This window comes from Candidatus Curculioniphilus buchneri endosymbiont of Curculio glandium, from assembly GCF_964275155.1.
GTDB lineage: Bacteria > Pseudomonadota > Gammaproteobacteria > Enterobacterales > Enterobacteriaceae > Curculioniphilus > Curculioniphilus buchneri.
The window spans coordinates 170,649-194,585 of record NZ_OZ193413.1 but is presented as its reverse complement, the minus strand read 5'-3'; the positions used below and the strand labels follow the sequence as shown (position 1 = coordinate 194,585).

Sequence of the window (23,937 nt, the reverse complement as noted above, 5' to 3'; positions counted from 1 at the left end):
TAAGGTATTTTGACACTGATTATCAACTGATAATCATATAATTATAAATACGCTAAGTACATCAATAATCTTAATTTATTGTTAAATCTAATGATACTATTATATTCAGTATATTATATTCGAAATAGTCAATATTTTTATTACATGCTATAAAAAGCATAGCACTATGAAAAGTCTGTATAATATATTGAATTAGATGCATTTTACAATCTTAAATTTAAAGAATCATAAATCATACTTTATGTAAAAATATTTGAACTATGATTTTATTAAAAAATATAATATCTCATTTTTTTATATTTTAATTTAAACAGGTGTAAGAGATAGTATGGGAGTACTATTTTTAATTTGATTATGCCAATATTAAAACTAATAAAATGCAGTAAAATTACTAACAGTACATTAATAAATTTCAAGTTAATTTTGGCATATCCAGTACAGATATATAACAAAATGTTACTATAATGACGTATCTAAATTATAAAATTATAATTTTTAATTATGACAATCAATTTTTATTGATAGGATAGTTTAATGTTTATTAACACTAAATTTGTTGAATTTTTAATACTAAATAAGTGATAATCCATATAAAATTGATAATTAATAATTTTATATATAATTATGAAGTTATTTGATAAAAATATATTTTTTTAAAAAAATACGAATTCTAAAATTGACATTAGAGGCATCTAGAACTCTGAAATGATATTAATCATAAAAGAAATATGACATAAATTGTTATTGAATGTTTGAAACATTATTTCCCTTAAAAAGACAAAATAAAAGACTGAATGAGTCGACTACTAAATAACAGTACTGTATAAATTTATAAATTCGTTAGTAAGTATTGTTTAATACTTTTTAACTTTGAAAAAGCAATGTAAGATTATTCGAATTTATTGAATTAGGTAAATATGTGAATTTTATAATACATACGTTCTATATTACTAAAGAGATTAAAGTGAATCAACATTTTTTATGTGATAAATTTTTTTAAACAACGATTTTATTTACTATTTTGACTAATAAAAAATAACATGGGATTACTTATTACCTAATCTTTCTGATTTCATTACGGTATTTAAGCAACCCTGCTTACCCTTATCTAAACCTTTAGAGGTTCTTCAAGCTCGCTTAATGGATGGGTTGATATAGTTTTGTCATTCTTGTTCTTCCAGCCAATTTGTGTTGCTCAAAAGCACAGGAAAAAATTGAATATTTTGAATTCATTGTTGAGATAATTAAACAGCAATTACCAATTGCCTATCCGATAGGAAGCCACTATGTAATCACAAAGGAAAGAATTAACCAACAACCAAAGTACATTAAATGATAATTTCTGCCAAAGATGTTTGTATATAGCAATTTCAGGTAGAATATGAACAGCTGTTTAGCACGCTGCGTTTATCACCAGGATACAATTAATTTACAACCAGGTTTGGTGCATTATGCCAATGGTGGTGTGCTTATTATTGGAATCAGTTCGTTAGTTAATCAGCCTCTACTATGGCTATGATTAAAACAAATAATTTTGCAACAACGTTTCGATTGGTTATTATCAAATGATAGCCATCCATTGCCAATGAACATTCCATCAATGCGTTGGAATTTAAAAATAATATTGATAGGAAATCGTGAGACACTAAAAAACTTTGTTAATTTTAATCTTGAATTAACTCAATTAGGACATTACGGTGAATTTAAATCTGAATTACGTTTAGTAAATAACAAAGTTATGGAAATATGGTGCTCTTAGGTGCATACCCTTGCAACACGCCAGTCACTACAAGACTTAGTACAGATTTGGCCAATACTTATTAAACAGTCCATGCTACAGTGGAGATCAATATCAGTTACCATTATGTCCTCAGTGGCTTACCCACGCTGAAAGAAGCAACATTATACGTTCGAAACACTATAACCGCTTCTTCGTTATGCAATAGTGAAAAAATGAAAATTTGGAGGGAAAGTTATCTTAATGAACGAATGTGAGATAATATCATCGATAATCAGATCACGATAATAACTCAAGGTCAAGTGGTTGGGCAAGTCAATTTTATCAGTATTAGATGTGCCAGGCCATCCTCTACCATTTGGTGAGCCGTTTCATATCAGCTGTAGTATATTTAGGCAATGGTGAAAATAATATAGAACGATAAATAGAACTAAGCGGTAATATTCACTCTAAAGGCATTATGATCATGCAAGCGTTTCTTATGTCAGTGTTAAAACTAGATCAACAACTTCCTTTCTCTGCCTCTCTTGTTTTTGAACAATCATATGATGAGGTAGATGGAGATAGTGCTTCACTGGCAGAGTTAATAGCACTTATCAGTGCCTTGGCACTCAAGCCAGTTAATCAACAAATTGCAGTGACTGGATCGGTCGATCAATTTGGTCATATCCAACCTGTTAGTGGAATAAATAAAAAAATAGAAGGCTTTTATACCCTATGCAAAATGCGAGGACTAACCAGCAGGCAAAGAGTTATTTTCCCCACTGCTAATCTCCGTCATCTTTGTTTACATGATAATGTCATTGAAGAAGTACGCAAAGAGAATTTTTCTCTCTGGACAGTAGACACCATTAATAATGCATTAGAAATTACGATCGCAATGCCCTTTTATCATGATGAAATTCCAAACCTTTTGACATTTATACGTGAGCGTCTCAGCAATGTTAATTTACATGAACGTCATATTTTCTACAGAAGTTTTTGTTGGTTAACTAGTCGGTTAACCAAAGTTAAAGGTATTGTAAGCCGCCTGTGTATTAAGTAATTTGCACAATTCATTCATTAAGGTTTAGAAAAATTATGGTGGATAAGAACCAGTACTTTACAAAAAAAGATTTATTAGCATCTTCTCGTGGAGAATTATTTGGTAAAGACGGTCCGCAATTGCCTGCACCGAATATGTTAATGATGGACCGAGTAGTTAAAATGATCAAAGATGGTGGAAATTACAATAAAGGTTTTGTAGAAGCGGAACTTGATATTCATCCGGATATGTGGTTCTTTAATTGTCATTTTATTGGAGATCCAGTAATGCCAGGATGTTTAGGTTTAGATGCTATGTGGCAATTGGTTGGCTTCTATTTGGGTTGGTTAGGTGGCGAAGGTAAAGGTCGTGCGTTAGGTGTAGGCGAAGTAAAATTTATCGGACAAATTTTACCAAGTTCAAAAAAGGTAACTTATTACATTCATTTTCGCCGAGTAATTAATCGTAATTTAGTTATGGGTATGGCTGATGGTGAAGTATTATGTGATAAAAAAATAATATATACTGCACAATATTTAAAAGTTGGTTTATTCAAAGATACTGATTCCTTTTAGTCTATTGATTTGGATAAAATTCAATTGTATTATTTTCAAATTATATGTCTCTCAAAAATAATTGATTGTCATACTGTATAGTATAATCATCCAAAAAGATGCTTTGAATACGATCAAGATAATATAATTAATACAGTAATATTACTGAAAATACTTCATTTAAACTAATATTATTTAAACTACTATAATATATTGGTAATATGTCTGTGCACGAACAGTATTATATTTATGTCAATCAATTAACGATGTTTAATATGAAACGTGATTACTACATGCTATTTTAATATAGATAGTATTTTTTATTGAATCTTTAAGGGTATCCAATCAAGGCTTGACACTACAAATTATACAATAACATTTATATTCATAATACCGTTACTTTTTCTTAATATTACTTATCAAGAGAATAATAGTGCAGCACATGGTGACGTATGCATCTATATTAATGGTATGTAAAAATAAAATTTGATCGCTAAAAACATCTTTCCGTCAGAGGTACACATAAAAATATTTTTATATATCAATTATATTAATATATATAACATTCTTTTTTAGAGAATCTTTATGAGGTGTTGTATAGATACATAAATTAACATTAAGGATGTCTACAATATAACTGATTGATTTATATAAAAAAATATGAATAACGTAATAGATATATATTTTCATCGATTTAATTACTATTCCATATATTAATTAAAATTAACAGATGTGAATAACACACATAAAAAATAAATATAAAAAGTTTCGAATGATAAGATACTAAATCTTAGTATTTATTAAAATTTATATTTTATATTAAAATGGATCATCTGAAAAAATTAGTTTTCTTGATTATATTTTAATGAAAAATAAAAGCGACCATTCATATTTTTTGAATCCAATTTTATTGAACATTATAATCGTGATATGTTTGTTTACATTATGAAATACAAGAATATTGAATTATGTAATGACGTAACAAAACAATATATACACTAAAACTGAGTATCTTCATACTGATAAGATAATATTGTGATATAATTATCATGTTTATACCATTAGATATTTATTACTAATCTTTTTATATAAAATATACTTTATATTTTTTATGGAACTTACTGAGAAGTAAGTTTATTTATTTTAAAATAATGAATGTAAATATCACGTATGTTTACTTCTGATTGAATAAATTAAAATAAGATAATCAATCAATATGAAAATTAAACAAACAACATTAAAATAATGAATGGTAAATTCATTGTCCTGGAAGGTTTAGAAGGAGCTGGAAAAACTAGTTCTGTCATACAAATTGTAAAAGTATTAAATCAGCATGGAATTTATGATATACTTATGACTCATGAGCCAGGAGGCACGCCATTGGCGGAAACACTGCGCCAGCTCATTAAAGATGAAAAAAGTAATGAGTCGATTACTAATCATGCTGAAGTGTTACTTCTTTATGCTGCCCGAGTACAGCTAGTCGAACAAGTCATCAAGCCGGCGTTAGCGAGGGGTACTTGGATAATAGGGGATAGACATGATCTTTCTTCTCAGGCTTATCAGGGAGGAGGACGAGGTGTAGATGCTCATTTTTTAAAAATGCTTCGTACTACAATTTTAGGTACTTTTCATCCTAACTTGACATTTTATTTGGATATTCCACCAGCTGTAGGACTAAAGCGTATATATACTCACAGTAAACTAGATCGTATTGAGCTTGAATCGATTGAGTTCTTTGAGCGTGTCCGAGCGCGTTATCAAGAATTAGCAGTAGAAAATAAACGAATCATTACCATTGACGCTAGCCGATCTTTAAAAGTAGTCAACAATGAGATTCGATCAATTTTAACACTCTGGCTTCATACAAAAGAAGGTTGTTCTATGTCATGAATTGGTATCCTTGGTTAAATTATCCATATCAACGAATTATATCTTGTTATCAAAATGATCAGGGGCCGCATGTTTTACTGCTACATAGTAAAAAGGGTAACGGAGAAATCTCCTTAATGTATGCAATTGTTCGTTGGTTAATGTGTTATCAACCAAATGGAATAAAAAGTTGCAATCAGTGTTATAGTTGTCATCTAATGATGATAGATAGTCATCCTGATTATTATTATTTAGCTCCAGATAAAGTAGACCATCAGACCATAGGGATAGATAGTATCCGCATTGTTATTAACAGTATTCATTTTCGCCCTCGACAATCTCGTCGAAAGGTAGTCTGGATTCCTTATAGTAATCTATTGACTGATCAATCAGCTAATGCATTATTAAAAGTTCTAGAGGAACTATCGGACGAAACTTATTTCTTACTAGGCTGTCGAGAGTTATCCGATTTATTACCTACATTTAGAAGTCGATGTTTTTATTGGGCATTACCAGTACCCAAAGAATCGTTGGCTTTACAATATTTACACAGTACAGGTACTGTTTTTGATCCACAAGTGGTTTGTACAGCACTTAGATTATGCAGTGGTGCTATTCAAGCAGCGGAAGAATTGTTACAACCAACTCGTTGGAAGGAACGATTGACATTATGTGCAACAATAAGCAATACTATTACCAGTAGAGATATGCTTTTACTTCTACCTTTATTAAATAAATCTAAAGATCGTGAGCCTCTAAATTGGTTACTTAGTTTTCTAGTAGATACGTATAAATGGCAACAGGATATTAAGACGTCTTTAATTAATTCTGATATGTCTAATCTAGTGAAGACGCTGGCATCTCATTGGTCAATGGAATTGATGCATGTTCAATGGCAAAAATGGTTACGTTTTCGCCGACAATCTCATGAGATAAGTGGAATTAATCATGAGTTGTTACTAACACATTATTTACTAAGTTGGGAAAGAGATATTATCGATCATTGTGTGTAATAATATAAAGGTTATTATAGTATGTTTTTAGTAGATTCTCATTGCCATCTTGATATTTTAAATTATGAAACGTTACATCGAAATGTAGATGATGTAGTGGCACAAGCATATTCGTGTGATGTGAAGCTAATTTTGACAAATTGCATAACATTATCCAATTTTAATACTATTATTAAAATAATTGATCGGCGCAATGATGTTCTGTTATCCTGTGGTATTCATCCTCTTAAACTCGATCAACCTTATAATTTTACCGAACTTCGACGCCTAATTACTTCTCATGATAAAGTTATAGCAATAGGCGAAACTGGTTTAGACTATTATCATCAAGAAGATAATAAAAGACAACAGCAAACTGTATTCCGTGAACATATTCGCCTAGGACGGGAACAAAATAAACCAGTTATTATACATACTCGTGCCGCTTGTAAAGATACACTCTCTATCTTACATGAAGAAAAAGCTAGCGAATGTGGTGGTGTACTACATTGCTTTACCGAAAATCTAGATACTGCTAAGATATTGCTGAATATGGGTTTTTATATTTCTTTTTCTGGAATTATTACATTTCGTAATGCTGCATCACTACGCATAATAGCACGATATGTTCCTCTAGATTTATTATTAATAGAGACTGATTCGCCATATTTAGCACCGGTGCCTTACCGTGGCAAAGAAAACCAACCAGCTTATTTACGTAATATTGCTGAGTGTATATCAATACTGAAAGGCATCACTTTAGAGCAATTAGCTGATGCCACTACCAATAATTTTGGCCGGTTATTTCACGTAGACATTGCATCAATGACTCATTGATAATCAATCACATAATGTAATATATTGATTTTTTTAAAATCTAAATAATTTAGAGTCAGGTACTACTTTTAGTATGCTATCTACATCTTTTATCATAATATTTATTATATCAAAAGTTTTTAACTAAAATCATTTTGATGAGTTAATAATAAATATTATGCAAGTAAAGCACAACACTGATCATTAATCTTGTTATTAAGAGTGTGCGTTCCAAGAAACATTGCCCCATAGTAAAATTATGATCTTAATTATCATATTACATTATAGTTAAGTATACATCTTATTATATCGACATAAAACACTATGGTTGTTTCTATTTTTATTATTTTATAATAATAATTATCTTAATATTATACTAGTATTGCTTTTTAAACTATAAGTTTATCATAATATATTGTTATTATTATTTAATAATGTATTAAGTATTGAAGTAATTAGATCTAAGATACCTTAGATCTTAGATCATAAATCATAGACATATTGAATGATAGTTGTGTTATGACACTAATATTATAAGTATGAACCAATATGTTTATGTTTTAATAAAAAATTATCTTACTTACTAATAAGTATACTTAATAGATATTTATTTACTTTAGTCTTATGTTATTTTTGTTAATTTATGTAACAAAATTACTTTAAATATATTCTATTATTACTTGTACAGAGTGGTATTATGTTTTTAATAATCATTAGATCATAATGATACTTAATTATGTTAAATCAATATATTATTATCTTAGATAAATGTGAATGATAGTTATATTACAAATACGGATTTGTATATACATTTAAAAATAAAAATAATATATTTAATTTTATTTATAAAATAGATTAATTGAGATACTTTGAATCGTATTCAATACCAACGCATAACAGTAAATATAAAAGAATATAAAATAAAATGTAATGATAGAGTAGTAAGTTTTTAACTTTAACAAATAGAATGATGAAATACACATCTGTTTAGTAAAATTTAGTGATACATCCTATTGCTGTATAGGCTTTCTCTAGTGTCACACTGGCTTTAGCATGTGCGCTTTCTGCTCCTTTTCGCAGCACTTGTTGAAGATATGGTTCGTCGGCACGTAACATGTAATATCGGCTTTGTAATGTGTCTAATATAGACAATACTGAATCGATAACAGCAGTTTTTAGATGACTATACATTTTACCTGCAAATACATGCTCTAAATCTGATATTGGTATATCAGTTGCAGAAGATAGAATATTTAATAAATTAGAAATGCCAGGCTTTTTAATAGGATCATAACGTATGATTGGTGGATGATCAGAATCAGTAATAGCACGATTAATTTTTTTTACTACTGATTCAGTGTCATCTAAAAGAGTAATGATGTTACCATAATTTGTGTCTGATTTTGACATTTTTTTTGTTGGATCTAATAATGACATTATTCTTGCACCAGAATTGGCCATAAATAACTCAGGTACTGTAAAAATATTGCCATACAATGAATTGAATCTTTTAGCAATATTTCGACTTAATTCTAGGTGTTGTTTTTGATCTTCTCCTACCGGTACTTGATTGGTTTGATAAAGTAAAATATCTGCAGCCATTAATACTGGATAGTCGAAAAGTCCAGCATTAATATTTTTAGAATACCGAACCGACTTATCTTTGAATTGGTTCATTCGACTCAATTCACCATAATAAGTATGGCAATTCAGTAACCAACATAGCTGGCTATGCTCCGGTACGTGTGACTGTATAAAGATAGTACTTTTTATTGGATCAATTCCGCATGCCAAATATAATGCTAGTACGTCTAGAGACGTGGTACGCAATTTTTGGATCTCTTGACGAACAGTAATAGCATGTAAATCAACAATGCAATAAATACAATGATAATTGTTTTGCATTTTGACCCATTGACGTAATGCACCCATATAGTTTCCAATGGTTAATTTTCCTGATGGTTGTGCACCGCTGAATACTATAGGTTTATCCATTATTTTAAATATCCTAATTTAAAGAATTATTATTCATTTAATAGTAAAAAATTAAAAAAATAGTTTAATATTTAATGTTGAAATTTTAGGTATTCTAACATGTTAGAATATTTATAAGTAATGTCAGTAATGTAGATCATTTAATCAATTAATGGCATGAAATGGAAACTGTCATTTAAAAAATGTAATTTATAAAAATTAAATAATTATTTATTTCAAGTAATAAATTTAACAAATATGATCAAGTTCATAACTATATGATGTGCCATAGAATATTAATAACCAGTAATTGACTATAAATTAGTAGTAAGATATCTGGTTCATTGAGTTCTAATTTTAGTTCAACATGTTTCATACTATGCTGTCTTTCATCCAAACTACTTACTGTATAAAGTAATGCTATAGCGTAATAAATACGATTGATTGAATATATTAGAAAACAAAAGGCACAAGATCATCTTATTTAAGATCAAAAATAAAATTTGAATTCGAATGTACTTAGAAAAAATCGTAAGTTTTTAAAAAATTACGAGATATATTGTGATGCTTTTGATAATTGTAATCGCATTTCATCTATAACTACTTGATAGTTAGGTTGATTAAAAATAGCAGAACCAGCAACGAACATATCTGCACCAGATCGAGCAACTATACCAATATTATCTACTTTAATACCGCCATCTACTTCTAAACGAATATGCCTATTGCTTTGGTTAATGAGATCACGCACTTTACGTATTTTACTCAATGTTGAAGGCAAAAAGCATTGGCCACTAAAACCAGGATTAACTGACATTAATAAAATTATATCAATTTTATCCATTACATATTCTAAATAGCTAAGAGGAGTAGCGGGATTAAATCCTAAACCAGCTTTGCAACCGAATTCTTTGATAAGCTGTAATGAATAATCAACATGTTCAGTAGCTTCAGGATGAAAGGTAATATAATTAGCACCAGCTAATGCAAAATCCCGTATTAATCGATCGATTGGCTTAACCATTAAATGTACATCAATAAGAGAAGTTATTCCATAGCTACGTAGTGCTTTAAGTACCATTGGTCCTATAGTAAGATTATTGACATAATGATTATCCATGACGTCAAAGTGTATGCTATCTGCACCAGCAGATAGAACTTGAGTAATATCCTCTCCAAGACGTGCAAAATCTGCAGAAAGAATAGAAGGGGCTATCAAAAATTTTTTCATACAATATCTCTTTAACAATGTACTGTTTTATAGTTCAACAATTTATTTTAAATTATACAATGCTGATAAATTGGTTAAAACTATACGTTTGAACATATTACTATTAACAGTACAGCATACTGTGACGTAATGTAAACTAGAAAGGCATCAATGTACCATTTTAATACAGTTATTTTATGATTTTCAATGAGTACTGCTGGTGTATGATGAGTTTTGTGTGATAACTTGTTGCTATATACGCTACTTGTTATTCATTCAGTTAAACCAAAATTTTTGCATAGTAAGCTGTAAAATTTATACCATTTAAAAGTAGTACATAAGTAGTATCGTAATATTGCTTATCCAAGCAATGCATGTAATAAAGTTTATTGATACCATTCACATAAAAAATTGTGTTTCTAATTTGAATAGAAAATAATGAAATTTTATTTCATAAAAATAGAGTTTTTATAACGATCAAAAGAAATATTACATTTTTTATTCACATCATATGATGTCGATATAAAACATTATAATAGCAATGTATATTGAAATAAAGAAACAATATGGCATGACGATAGGCGTCAGTAAAGCAATGAAATTTCTTTCGAAGTGCACAATGTACTTTCAGAAGAAAGTATGAGCATTAACAAAAAATAATTATTCAAACATCTCGAATAAAATTTATCGGTTATCTTAATAATATTAAATAGATTGCTAAAATCACTTATGATGTTTATCATGAGGGTATAGCATACTTAATCAAGATTAACAAATCTTGAATCAATGCTAAAAAGAGGTTCAATTAAGCAATTTTCTGGAAAAAATTTTTAGATAGTCTTAATGAGTAGCTATTTCCAGCTCATTTTTAAATATATGATTTTTCTTCATAATTTAAACTATTTCTCATATTTTTCATATAAAGCAGTATACCATATCTTTTTATTAACAAACTCAAAGTTGTTCCCTTAAAAAATACTTATTATATTTTTCGTTTTAAGTTTCTATTTATCCTTCATCTGCTTTTTGTATACGCAGGAAAAAAATAATTTTGTTACTATGATGTATGCTATAAAAAGAACAATTTTCGTACATTAATGCGCATTAGGAATGATGATAGCAAAATTTTTTACTTTCAACAATCAGTAAAGTAATGTTGTTGTATATAAACTTAAATGTTATTAATTATAATGTATAATTAAATTGTAACGTATAATAATAATTGGTATTACACTATGTGGATATAATCCAAAACATATTATTTCTAATTATTTCTATTTGTTCTTCAATTGATATTGCATAAATTTTAATAATTTTTTATTAATAATGACTAATGTTAATTTTAACTGATGCAACCAAGAATAATGTACTCCATATGCTTAAATATTTGCTTAACGTAAGCAATGTAATAGATAATGAATTATGATTTTTCCATTTGAAAAAAAATGACGCCATTCATCCTTTTTTGCTAGCAATAAAGTATTATTGTATCTTTTAGTGAATAGATGTTCTAATTCACTGTGAATAAAATTAACAACGAGTTAGTAATAATATCATTTAAATGATTTTGGATACATTAGATATTTAATACATAGTCAATCTAATGCTATACCTAACAAGTATATGAGTATAGTAATTAATATTAGAATATTTTATTGCTAGAAATATAGGAAAACGTTTTAATGAGTGTTGAAAATTAATTAAGAACGATGAATACTGTTTTGAGAGTGCTCATCATTGTTCATTCCATTTCAATAAGAGTGGAAAAAATTTAATAAATAGGACTCTTAAAGCTAAGATACGTCTAATTGGTATTGGTATAAAGCTAACATAGCAATGCCTGCCATTAAGTGACATTTAAATATTATTTTTTTAAAAGTTCACGCTTTTCAAATACACAAAAACTTTTTATTAGAAGTTATGTATCTTTGACTAATTCATATTCTATTTTTAAATAAACGACCCATTTTATGGGGTGCTTCCTAAAAAAATATATTACTATTTTAATTTTAAATCCGACAGTCCTCAATAGATTGAATTACTATATCGTTTTCTACTTCTGCATATGTTACGGCATGACCTAGTGAGACTGGTAGCACTAGACGTAGTTGACCAGAAATCACTTTTTTATCACGTATCATGTGCGTAAGATATGCTGTTGAAGGCATTGTTTCTGGTCCTTTGATAGGTAAATGTGCGCGTAATAAAAGTGACTTGACTCGTTCAGTATCTATGTGACTAAATTGGCCTAGCCGACGTGCAGCGTACACAGCCATCATGATTCCGGCAGCTACGGCTTCTCCATGTAGCCAATTACCGTAGCCCATATGCGTCTCAATTGCATGACCATAAGTATGTCCAAGATTAAGCAGTGTACGCTGTCCTCCTTTCTTTTCGCGTTCGTCAGCAGCTATCACCTTAGCTTTTAATTCACAGCATCGGCGGATACAATACATCAATGTGTGAGGTTCTAATGCCAATAGCGACTCTATAGAATTTTCAAGCCACTTAAAAAGTGTAGCATCAAAAATGATGCCATACTTAATAATTTCTGCTAAACCTGAAGAGATTTCTCTTGGTGGCAAAGTATTTAGATAATCTACATTGATTACCACTGAAGCTGGTTGATGAAAAGCGCCGATCATATTTTTTCCAAGTAGATGATTTACTGCAGTTTTTCCTCCTACTGATGCATCAACTTGAGCGAGTAGAGTAGTCGGTACTTGAATAAAGCGTACACCACGCTGATAACTGGCGGCAGCAAATCCGCTTAAATCTCCAATTACACCGCCACCGAAAGCAATAATTGTAGTATCGCGTCCGTGATTTTTTGATAATAATGCAGAAAAAACTTGTTCTAAAATTACTAATGACTTATATTGCTCACCGTCAGGCAAAACCAAATGATCAACTTTGATACCAAATTGGGTTAATTTATTAACTAATACATCTAGATAAAGGTCCGCTAATCGATTATTTGTGATAAGCATGGCACTATCACCAGATGTGAGGGGCCAAAACGATGTATGTTTACTGAATAAATCAGTTCCGATGAAAATCGGATAATTGCATTCTCTTAATGTGACTTGAATTTTTTCCATAAGACGCTCAACATTGTTAAATGGCTTTTAATTTAAATCAGTTCTTTTTTAGCATGTTAATAATTTGGTTTACAACTACTTTAATACTTTGTTCATCAGTGCGAATAGTGAAATCGGCAATACTTTCATAAAGCGGATTTCTTTGATTTGCCAATGCTTCAAGTACTTCACGTAATGAGGTATTTACTTGTAAAAGTGGACGTTTTTTATCCCGTTGTGTACGAAATAGTTGTTTTTCGATAGTGGTTTCTAGGTAAATGACTACGCCTCGGGAAGAAAGACGATGACGTGTTTCACGTGATTTTATCGAACCACCGCCAGTAGCCAATACAATTCTCTGGTTTTTTGTGATTTCGTTGATAATTTTTTCTTCTCGATCTCGAAAACTATTTTCACCTTCTACGTCAAATACCCAGCTGATATCTGCTCCGGTACGTTTTTCAATTTCTTGATCTGAGTCAATAAAATCCATATTAAGTTGTTGAGCTAATTGACGACCAACAGTGCTTTTTCCAGCACCCATAGGTCCAATAAGAAAAATATTTCGTTTTTCTGCCATCTTGTTCGATATCACTAATATTATTTGTTAAGGATAACATCCTTCTCTAATCAAACTAGTTTCAGGAATGAATTAAACTGTCATGAAAATTAAGCACGAGAATCAGACGCAATTATCTTGATATTGTAGATTATTTAGTAACTAAATAGATTTTTATCTAGTTTCATAAAAAACCTCCGATGTCACGCATTAATTGAATTCTCGATATGTAATTGGAAAAAGCATGTTATTTAAAATGATATTTTAAATTCATATGATCATATAAATCATATAATAAATTAATTGAATTTTTAAAAAAAAATATTTATATATTAAGATAGCTAGCATTTTATATAACATATATTGATGTATTTATATAATGATATTAATATGTATGTTTCATTATATTCATACTTAATAAGATAATTGGAATTAATATCGTTTTAAATATTATATTAAAATTGTTTTTATTGTGTCTCATAAAATGTAATCAATCGAATTGAGTAAAATTCAACTAATATTTTATGTATTACTAATACAGATAGTGCATACATTCTCATAATGAAAGAGCATGCTCTCCGATTAATTAAATAATTACACATTCTAATTTACTTTAATCTTTTTGATAAAGAGAAAAACATAAAAAGTATTTTAACAAATTGTATTTTTGTTATGTTTAGATTATCAATGGATCGACTAATTTTCTCTTTATTTACAGTTAAATGATTATAATAAGCTATTATTTTTATTAAACTAAACGTATTGTTAACCATATTGTCAGATTACTAATCTTTCTGAGAGTTTATTGTATAATGAGTTTATTGTATAATGTAGATCTATACTCAGTATTAGAAATAATCAGAGATTTAACTAGATGTAATCTATACTATATTAATAGTGACATTATAAATATAAATTATTCGGAAAAATTTAAGTTTTTTATAGAAAAGTTAGTACTCAATAAATCACCAATATTCGAGTAAAATATATCTGAATTTTAAATACTAAATGAAGATCCACAGCTACAGGTAGTCTTGGCATTTGGATTCTTCACAATAAAACGTGAGCCCTCTAATCCTTCATTATAGTCTATAGATCCGCCTAACAAATATTGTAAAGTCATAGAATCAACTACTAAAGTGACACCTTTTTTTTCAATGGTAAAATCATCCTGATTAATTTTATCATCAAGGATAAAACCATATTGAAAACCACTACAACCACCACCAGTAATATATACTCGCAATTTCAAGTGGGGATTTTTTTCATTAGAGACTAAGTTTTTCACTTTATCTACTGCTGAGTCTGTAAATTGTAAAGGTAATTTTATTGTCTCAATCATAATATAATTCCAGAAAATCATAAAGCCGAATGATTCGTACTAAACTATGATGTAGTTTTTTAAAATTTAATTATCTGTAAATAAAAGTTTATATTGGCATTAACAATAATTAATTTTTATATATATTTATTATATGAATATTTTAAATATCCAATTTTATTGATAATTTTTGCGCATTAAGATAATTAAATGGATAAAAGAAATATTAATGAATAGCAATAGTATTGAAATTTTCAATTTTAGACTTAAATATTATCTAAAAATGAGAGAATTTTTAAAATTAAAAATACAGATCGCAATACTATTGATGTATTTTTTATCATTTTACCAATTATTTTAACTTCTAAAACAACTTTTTTAAAAAATTTAAATTTTAAATATACACATAAAGTATGTAATATTAACAGAATTCAATTAACAATTATTATAAATTGATATTTAGCCTGGTTATTGAAAAATGCCTATGAATCTGTTGATCATATTTCATATGTGAAATACCTATATGTTATAGAGCGAATATTAACAGAAAAATTAGACAATATCTAGTCTAACAAACTAGAAATATAGCATATATATGCTATATAATCTCATAACCTTGTGCTTTATATATGTTAATTTTATTAAAATTTAAGGATGTTTAAAAAATTATTAAATATGTAAAATATCACAATTTAAAATTAATCTTTATTATCTAATGTTATTTAAAACCATTTCACCTATGGATTGTGAATCCACTGTATTTGAAATTGTTTTTCACAGAATGGTTTAGATAACTTGTTTTCTATGTAGTGCATATTGTGTATATTAATTCAGTTTTGCACACTATATTCTCTACAATACAAATATATGATTATTGTTTTAGGACAATCATAATATTTACAGTGCGCTTGTTATTCAGTATATGAGAAACAGTCAATATGTTAAATAGGTAAGATAATGAATATTAAGTAATGATGTTACGTTATTTTAATAATCATTAACATTTGATGTATTACATATTATCAATATATTAAAAGGATACTTAGCAATGTAAAGATTATATTTTTAATTTACAGAAATTATAAAAAGATAATAATTCTAGATTATACATAAGTTTTTAAAAATTTTAAGTATAATTGTCATCCATTGATGATGTAAATTCACTCTGTTAAATAGAATGGATTCATTAAGCTAAATTAAATAATTAAACAAATCTCTATTTTATTAATACTTTTAACATAAATATTGAACTTTATTATGAAAAATATCAGACCGAATCGTACAAACGCCTGGCGAGCGTTGCAACAACATTTTAAACTATTAAAAAACGTTCATATTGGTGACTTATTTAAGCAAGATCCACAACGTTTTTCATCTTTTTCAGCAACTTTTAATGATGAAATTTTAATAGACTATTCTAAAAATCGCATAACTTCGGAGACTCTTACTAAATTAGTAGCATTAGCAGAAGAATGTGATTTAAAAAGTGCCATTCAATCAATGTTTAAAGGTACAAAAATCAATTGTACAGAAGATCGGGCAGTGCTGCATATTGCATTACGTAATCGTAGTAATACACCCATCAAGATAAACAATAAAGATGTGATGCCAAAAATTAATGCAGTTCTTATGAAGATGAAACAATTTTGTGAGAAGGTCATTAATGGTACATGGTACGGTTATACTGGTAAGACTATAACTGACATAGTTAATATAGGCATCGGCGGGTCTAATCTTGGTCCATATATGGTTACTGAGGCATTACAGCCTTACAAAAATCATCTTACGATGCATTACATATCTAATATAGATGGAACTCATATTGTAGAAACAGTAAAAAAGCTGAATCCGGAAAGAACTTTATTTTTAGTGGCATCCAAAACATTTACTACTCAAGAGACAATGACTAATGCCCATAGCGCTCGAGATTGGTTTCTAAAAAATGCTAAAAATGAAAAATATATTGCGCGTCATTTTGCAGCATTATCTACTAATGCTAAAGCAGTAGCTGACTTTGGAATCGATACCAATAACATGTTTGAATTTTGGAATTGGGTCGGTGGCCGCTATTCACTTTGGTCTTCTATCGGACTATCGATTGCATTATTTCTCGGATTTGAAAATTTTGAAAAATTGCTTAGTGGTGCTCATGCTATGGATAACCATTTTTCTAGCATGCCATTAGAGCATAATTTACCTGTGATACTGGCATTAATTAGCATCTGGTATAATAATTTTTTTGATGCTGCAACAGAAGCTATTTTACCGTATGATCAATACATGCATCGTTTAGCTTCTTATCTTCAACAGGGCAGTATGGAATCAAATGGTAAATGTGTTGACCGTCATGGTCGTGTTGTTAATTATCACACAAGTCCCATTGTTTGGGGTGAAACGGGAACAAATGGTCAGCATGCATTTTTTCAGTTTCTTCATCAAGGAACAAGAATAGTTCCTTGTGATTTTATTGCTCCTACTATTAGTCATAATCCAATTTCTAATCATCATGCTAAATTATTAGCTAATTTTTTTGCCCAAACTGAAGCGTTAGCTTTTGGAAAATCACGTGCAATGATAGAACAGGAATTGCTTAGCACTGGTCACACATCAGACCAAATAAAAAATATATTGCCATTTACAGTATGTGAAGGCAACCGCCCAACTAATTCGTTCCTTTTAAGGAAAATAACACCTTATAATCTAGGTGCTTTGATTGCGTTATATGAGCATAAATTTTTTACTCAAGGAGTTATTCTTAATATTTATACGTTTGATCAATGGGGAGTTGAATTAGGAAAACATCTTGCAGATTGCATTTTACCAGAACTATATCAAAATGACATAGTCACTACACATGATAGTTCTACTAATGGTTTAATTAATCGTTATAAGTATTGGAGACATTAATCAATTATTATGAAATTTAAGAAACGTTGTAAAATTAGCATATACTTTATATAGCTGAAAAATGAATAAACACACAATAATATAAAAATGAAAATATTTCGATATATTTGAAAATATATTTTAAATAGCTTGTTTAAAACATTGTCTCAGCTTCTTTTATATGAGAGAAGATTATATCAGTCTGACTAAGAATGAGATTAATAATTAATTCACTTCATTAGATAAATATTTAGTTTAAAATATTCATGTAACCTTTCATGTTGAAGTTGTATATCTTATTTTATAAACTTTTAAAAACCTTTCAGAACATTACGACATTATTAAACTAATTATAGTGCTAAAATTATTGAATATAATCTCCCTTGAGATATACAGTGTAATTTTCAATGTTATTGCATTGATGTTGATTGGTTAATTTAATATATTGGCAATGTTTTTAACATGAATAAATGATAAGTTCTTTCACTTTAATTTCAAAATTAAATGCTACATGAAACTGTACGTATTAAAATAGAATCATCAAATGTATCAGTAATTAATACTATATATAACTAAGTATTTAATTGTTTTAAAATCTAGAGTGAATATGCAATTTTCTGTTATTCTTTTTTATAGAAGCTATATGTATTATATAGCTTCGTCTTATCATTCATAATAAAACTATTAACAATTTTTGTGTTAAGGAATGTAAAAATTTTTGTTTTCGTATGTCTTTTGACGAACTCTACCATATCATTAAGATAATCTAGCATTATTTAATAATATGAACTATATATTGTTAATATTTAAAATATTTTAAAGATATAAATATAGAAAAGTACTATACTGTAACGAGTGTGACTGATTTGGTGTTATATAAAAGCGCAATGTTCTATTTAATGTCAAATAGATCCGACTAATTTAATTAAGATTAGAAGCTTACAGCTATTATATCCGTTTTAAGTACTTTTAATTTAAAAAGAAATTTTTAAAAAGTTTTATTGTCGATAAAAATCGAATTTTGATTTATATATATGGTCATACAGCCGAAGAGTTCTTTTCATAAATCACATAAGATGATTACATTGATAGCATAAAAATTAATAAATATTTTTTATCAATTCATATAAGGACCTAAATTCTGATTAATAATGTAACTCGGCCTTTCTTAAGAGAACCATGATTTTCAATCATGATTGAAAAAGCTAATAACGTCCATTTATTTGAGAGAGCATTCATATGAATATGACATTAATTAATAAATATTTACTCCCGTCGTATCATATACAACATAACGATCTTTTTTCCGTGTTGGAAAGAATGTATACGCGACATTTAGATTATGCAGACATTTATCTGCAGTCAAAGTATCAAGAAATTTTAGTACTTGAAAGCAGTATTATTAAAGATGGATTTTATAGTATTAATCAAGGTGTTGGTGTACGAGCGATCAAGGGCGAAAAAACAGGTTTTTCTTACGCTGATCAAATTACATTAACGGCACTAAAGAAAAGTGCTTTAACTGCTTGTAGCATTGTTAACGAATCGGGCAACACAAAGATAAAAAGATTAGAAACGATTAAATGTTATCCTACATATCCTCATATAAATCCATTGTCCAGCCTATCACGTGAAGAAAAAATATCACTCTTATATAGAATAAATAATGTAGCACGTTCTGTTGACACACGTGTGCAAGAAGTTACCGCTAGTTTATCTGGTATTTATGAGCATATTTTGGTAGCGGCTTCTGATGGTACTTTGGCCACAGATATACGTCCTTTGGTTCGTTTATCTATTCATGTTCATGTAGAACAAGATGGAAAAAGAGAATATGGTACTAGTGGTGGTGGAGGTCGATGCGATTATAATTTTTTCATGGAAAAAGATGTAAATGAAGCACGTGCTGATATTTGGACACGAGAAGCAGTACATATGGCATTAGTTAATCTTTCCGCTATTGAAACTCCAGCTGGTCCAATGCCAGTAGTATTAGGAGCTGGCTGGCCGGGAGTGTTATTACATGAAGCTATAGGACATGGTTTAGAGGGCGACTTTAATCGCCACGGTAATTCAATTTTTAGCGGACAGATAGGAAATAAAGTAGCATCTGAATTATGTACTGTAGTGGATGATGGGACGCTTAATAATTTATGTGGTTCACTGTCTATTGATGATGAAGGAGTGCCCGGACAGTATAATGTGCTCATTGAAAATGGTCAGTTAAAAGGATATATGCACGATAAATTATCCGCTCGATTTTTAGATAGTTCACCTACTGGAAATGGAAGAAGAGAATCGTATGCACATCTTCCAATGCCACGGATGACTAATACTTATATGTTAGCTGGCCAATCAAAACCAGCAGATATTATTTCTAGCGTAGATTATGGAATCTATGCACCAAATTTAGGTGGTGGACAAGTAGACATTACTTCAGGTAAATTTGTTTTTTCTATTACAGAAGCATACATGATTGAAAAAGGCCGCCTTACTCGTCCTATAAAGGGTGCAATGCTTATTGGATCTAGTATTGATATCATGAACAAAATTTCCATGGTCGGAAATGACTTAGCATTAGATAGAGGAGTAGGAATGTGTGAAAAAGAAGGACAAAGTTTACCGGTTAATGTAGGACAACCAACATTGAAAATAGATAAAATTACAATTGGAGGCACTACCTAAAATCAAAATGACGACAACAATACAATCAAACATAAAAAAATATCTGTCAATTATAATAATGAACGCGCAATATTAGATATGATTTTCACTTTGTAAAATTTTGTAAAATAATGTTGATAAAATAACACAGTGAATTTCTATATATTAGATATTGATTAATGAATTATTTATACTTCTCTAGGCATCACTACTAGGGCCATCTATATCAATGAAGATGTAGTTCATTAAAATAATATTTTCATTAGTAAGTTTTATGTAAAAAAATTATTGTTTCTTCTTTGCCTTAATATTTAACAAGTCGGTAATCGTGCCTTCATAAATTTTTGCAGCTAAATTTATTGACTCATGTAAAGTCGGATGAGCATGCATAGTAAGAGAAATGTCTCCTACATCACAACCCATTTCTATAGCTAAACCGATTTCACCTATAAGTTCACCTCCATGACTACCAACTATCGCACCACCGATTATTTGATGTGTTTCTTTGTTAAAAATTAACTTTGTCATACCATATGAGCAATTTGATGCTACGGCACGGCCAGAAGCTTCCCAGGGAAAAGTAGCTACTTCAAAGTTAATTTTAGTTTTTGTAGCTTCTTTTTCGGTCAAACCAACCCATGCTACTTCTGGGTCAGTATATGCTATGCATGGAATGATTTTAGAATCATAATAATATTTATTACCTGCTATTACTTCTGCGACCAAATGGCCTTCATACATACCTTTGTGAGCTAGCATCGGTTGACCAACAATATCGCCAACAGCATAAATATGCGATATATTAGTACGCATTTGCTTATCAACACTAATGAAGCCGAGATTGTCTACTTGTATTCCTGCTTGTTCAAGATTCAACAGTTTCGTATTTGGAGTACGACCAATAGCTACAAGTACAGCGTCATAACACTGATTTGTACAAGAATCATCCTGTGTATTTTCCATAGTTACATGAAGGCCATCTTCTCTAGTTTTTATCATAGAAACTTTAGTGTGTAGCATAAGATTAAAATAGTCTCGAACATATTTTTCAAAAAATTTTACCACATCCTGATCAGCAGCTGGAATAAGTTGATCACACATTTCGACGACATCAATTTTTGATCCTAAAGCATGGTAAATAGTCGCCATTTCAAGTCCAATAATACCACCGCCTATAATCAATAACCTATTTGGCACTGAATTTAAATCTAGCGAATTAGTGGAGTTCCATACTCGTGAATCTTCGTAGGGAATAAATGGTAATTGAATTGGACAAGATCCAGAGGCGATAATTGCATTATCGAATATGATTCTTATACTATCACCATGTTTGTTTTCTACGTCTATTGTATGAGCACTAGTAAATTTTCCGTAGCCTGTCAATACGTTTATTTTACGTGCTTTAGCCATTTTACTTAAGCCAGTTGTTAACTTATATATTAATTGTTCCTTCCACATTCGCACATTATTAATATCAATTTTTAATTCACCAGACACGATGCCATTTTTTTTCATTTCCTTAGCATCTGTAATTGTTTTAGCAATATGCAATAAAGCTTTAGAAGGAATACAGCCGACATTTAAACAAACTCCACCAAGAGATGCATAACGTTCTACCAAGACTGTTTTCAAACCTAAATCTGCACAACGAAAAGCTGAAGAATATCCCCCTGGTCCAGATCCAAGTACTAAAACTTGAGATTTTATTTCAATGCTCATAATAATCCTTTAGTCACTACTAATAAGTCCAACATTAATCTATAAATATTTACGCACTTTTGCTATCTATTTTGACTATTGCTCAATACTGAACAGTTTACATAAATGCAAATAAACTGCAATATAATAATTAATATAGCGAACCTTCAATCCATATTACTAATTTTAGTGATTTATTTTTTGCTGTAGTTATACCACATAGTATATATAGTATTTAAGAAAATGATTGTTAATTTTGGATACTACATTATTAAATGACGGATATCAGAAATTACATGACTGATAAAAGTAATAAATCGTGCACCATCAGCACCATCAATCACTCGATGATCATAAGAAAGAGACAATGGTAACATTAGTCGAGAAATAAATTTCTTGCCATTCCATACTGGTTTCATAGCAGCCTTTGATATACCAAGTATAGCCACTTCTGGCGCATTGATGATAGGCGTAAAAGCTATTCCGCCAATACCTCCTAAGCTAGAAATAGTAAAGCAACCACCTTGCATATCTAATGAAGTAAGTTTACCTTCTCGGGCTTTCTTTGAAATTTTCGCTAATTCGTATGATAGTTCAATGATACCCTTCTGATTTATATCGCGGAACACTGGTACAACTAGACCATTTTTAGTATCGATTGCTATTCCAATATTAATGTATTTCTTAAGTATTAAAATCTGCCCATCTTCGGATAGAGAGCTATTAAACCTTGGTAGCTCTTTTAATGCCTTAGCAACAGCTTTCATAATGAATATCAAAAATGTAATTTTTATATTTAGCTTCTTTTTTACTATCTCGGCATTTTTTTTGTTTCGAAATGATTCAATTTCAGTAATATCAGCTTCTTCAAATTGAGTTACATGCGGTATACTTATCCAATTTCTGTATAAGTTAGCACCAGATAGTTTTCTAATTCTATCTAATGTTATCTCTTCGGTATCTCCAAATTTACTAAAATCTATTTTAGGCCATGGTAGTACTGGTCGCTGTAATTCTTTTTGGTTAATATGTTCAGTAGAAAATGTTTCTGAAAGTTTAATAGCTTTTCTAATATAATCGTGAATATCCTCTCGTAAAATACGTCCTTTACGTCCAGTACCTTTAAGATTATTTAAATTAATGCAGAATTTACGTGCTAACCGACGAATAACAGGAGTAGCATGACTACACTGATGTGCAATATCTTGAATAGCAGTATTTTGAATATATGTAGTTTGATCTTTTCGATTTAACAAAATTAGAGTGTTTTTATTATCTTTTTCTGACTGCGATGTTAACATTTCACTAGTTTCTTCTAACATTACAATTAAAGAACCTGTATTAATTTTATCTCCAATGTTAATTTTAATTTCTTTTATAATACCAGGAACCGGTGTCGGTATTTCCATCGTAGTCTTATCACCTTCTACGGTAATTAGTGACTGTTCAGCTTCGAGTTGATCACCAACATTTACTAATATTTCAGTAACCTCTACTTCATCTGTACCAATGTCCGGTACATTAATTTTAATAGCCATATATACTTTGT

13 protein-coding genes and 1 pseudogene are annotated in these 23,937 nt (G+C 29.4%); 7 read left to right on the top strand and 7 right to left on the bottom strand.

The window, feature by feature from the left end; genetic code table 11:
* Positions 1-1,188: 1,188 nt before the first annotated feature.
* The 5 genes and pseudogenes from ACICP0_RS00565 (at position 1,189) to ACICP0_RS00545 (ending at position 7,017) form a co-directional block, all read left to right on the top strand.
* Positions 1,189-2,783, top strand: a pseudogene (locus tag ACICP0_RS00565) (AAA family ATPase).
* 35 nt (positions 2,784-2,818) lie between these two features.
* Entirely contained in the window at positions 2,819-3,337 is a 519-nt protein-coding gene (fabA, locus tag ACICP0_RS00560; protein ID WP_395480025.1) for a bifunctional 3-hydroxydecanoyl-ACP dehydratase/trans-2-decenoyl-ACP isomerase, read from the top strand.
* 1,224 nt (positions 3,338-4,561) lie between these two features.
* Positions 4,562-5,209, top strand: a complete 648-nt coding sequence (gene tmk / locus ACICP0_RS00555; RefSeq protein ID WP_395480024.1) for a dTMP kinase — start codon at positions 4,562-4,564, stop codon at positions 5,207-5,209.
* Positions 5,206-6,201 (top strand): DNA polymerase III subunit delta' C-terminal domain-containing protein, encoded by a 996-nt coding sequence (locus ACICP0_RS00550; protein ID WP_395480023.1) that lies wholly within the window; start codon positions 5,206-5,208, stop codon positions 6,199-6,201. Before tmk ends, ACICP0_RS00550 begins: the two co-directional genes overlap by 4 nt.
* A 21-nt stretch (positions 6,202-6,222) precedes the next feature.
* Positions 6,223-7,017 (top strand): YchF/TatD family DNA exonuclease, encoded by a 795-nt coding sequence (locus ACICP0_RS00545; protein ID WP_395480022.1) that lies wholly within the window; start codon positions 6,223-6,225, stop codon positions 7,015-7,017.
* Between the two features lie 966 nt (positions 7,018-7,983).
* Here ACICP0_RS00545 and trpS read toward each other — a convergent pair.
* From trpS to erpA, 5 genes are all read right to left on the bottom strand, one after another.
* Positions 7,984-8,991 (bottom strand): tryptophan--tRNA ligase, encoded by a 1,008-nt coding sequence (trpS, locus tag ACICP0_RS00540; protein WP_395480021.1) that lies wholly within the window; start codon positions 8,989-8,991, stop codon positions 7,984-7,986.
* 526 nt (positions 8,992-9,517) lie between these two features.
* Entirely contained in the window at positions 9,518-10,201 is a 684-nt protein-coding gene (gene rpe / locus ACICP0_RS00535; protein WP_395480020.1) for a ribulose-phosphate 3-epimerase, read from the bottom strand.
* A gap of 1,988 nt (positions 10,202-12,189) precedes the next feature.
* Positions 12,190-13,281: a 3-dehydroquinate synthase gene (gene aroB / locus ACICP0_RS00530; protein ID WP_395480019.1), complete on the bottom strand. Its 1,092-nt coding sequence runs from the start codon at positions 13,279-13,281 to the stop codon at positions 12,190-12,192.
* Between the two features lie 37 nt (positions 13,282-13,318).
* Positions 13,319-13,840 carry a shikimate kinase AroK gene (gene aroK / locus ACICP0_RS00525; RefSeq protein ID WP_395480018.1) on the bottom strand — a complete coding sequence of 174 codons (522 nt, stop codon included), beginning with the start codon at positions 13,838-13,840 and terminating at the stop codon, positions 13,319-13,321.
* A gap of 976 nt (positions 13,841-14,816) precedes the next feature.
* Positions 14,817-15,161 (bottom strand): iron-sulfur cluster insertion protein ErpA, encoded by a 345-nt coding sequence (gene erpA, locus ACICP0_RS00520; RefSeq protein ID WP_395480017.1) that lies wholly within the window; start codon positions 15,159-15,161, stop codon positions 14,817-14,819.
* 1,236 nt (positions 15,162-16,397) lie between these two features.
* Between erpA and pgi the strand changes: the two genes are divergently transcribed.
* Both pgi and tldD read left to right on the top strand, forming a co-directional pair.
* Complete coding sequence (gene pgi, locus ACICP0_RS00515; protein WP_395480016.1) at positions 16,398-18,047, top strand: glucose-6-phosphate isomerase; 1,650 nt, start codon at positions 16,398-16,400, stop codon at positions 18,045-18,047.
* A gap of 1,218 nt (positions 18,048-19,265) precedes the next feature.
* Positions 19,266-20,711 carry a metalloprotease TldD gene (gene tldD / locus ACICP0_RS00510; RefSeq protein ID WP_395480015.1) on the top strand — a complete coding sequence of 482 codons (1,446 nt, stop codon included), beginning with the start codon at positions 19,266-19,268 and terminating at the stop codon, positions 20,709-20,711.
* A 264-nt stretch (positions 20,712-20,975) separates the two neighbouring features.
* On the opposite strand, the gene lpdA is transcribed toward tldD, so the two are convergent.
* Together lpdA and aceF are read right to left on the bottom strand one after the other, a co-directional pair.
* Positions 20,976-22,412, bottom strand: coding sequence for a dihydrolipoyl dehydrogenase (gene lpdA / locus ACICP0_RS00505; RefSeq protein WP_395480225.1), 1,437 nt, complete (start codon positions 22,410-22,412; stop codon positions 20,976-20,978).
* Positions 22,413-22,651: 239 nt separating this feature from the next.
* Positions 22,652-23,926 carry a dihydrolipoyllysine-residue acetyltransferase gene (gene aceF / locus ACICP0_RS00500; RefSeq protein WP_395480014.1) on the bottom strand — a complete coding sequence of 425 codons (1,275 nt, stop codon included), beginning with the start codon at positions 23,924-23,926 and terminating at the stop codon, positions 22,652-22,654.
* Positions 23,927-23,937 lie beyond the last annotated feature (11 nt).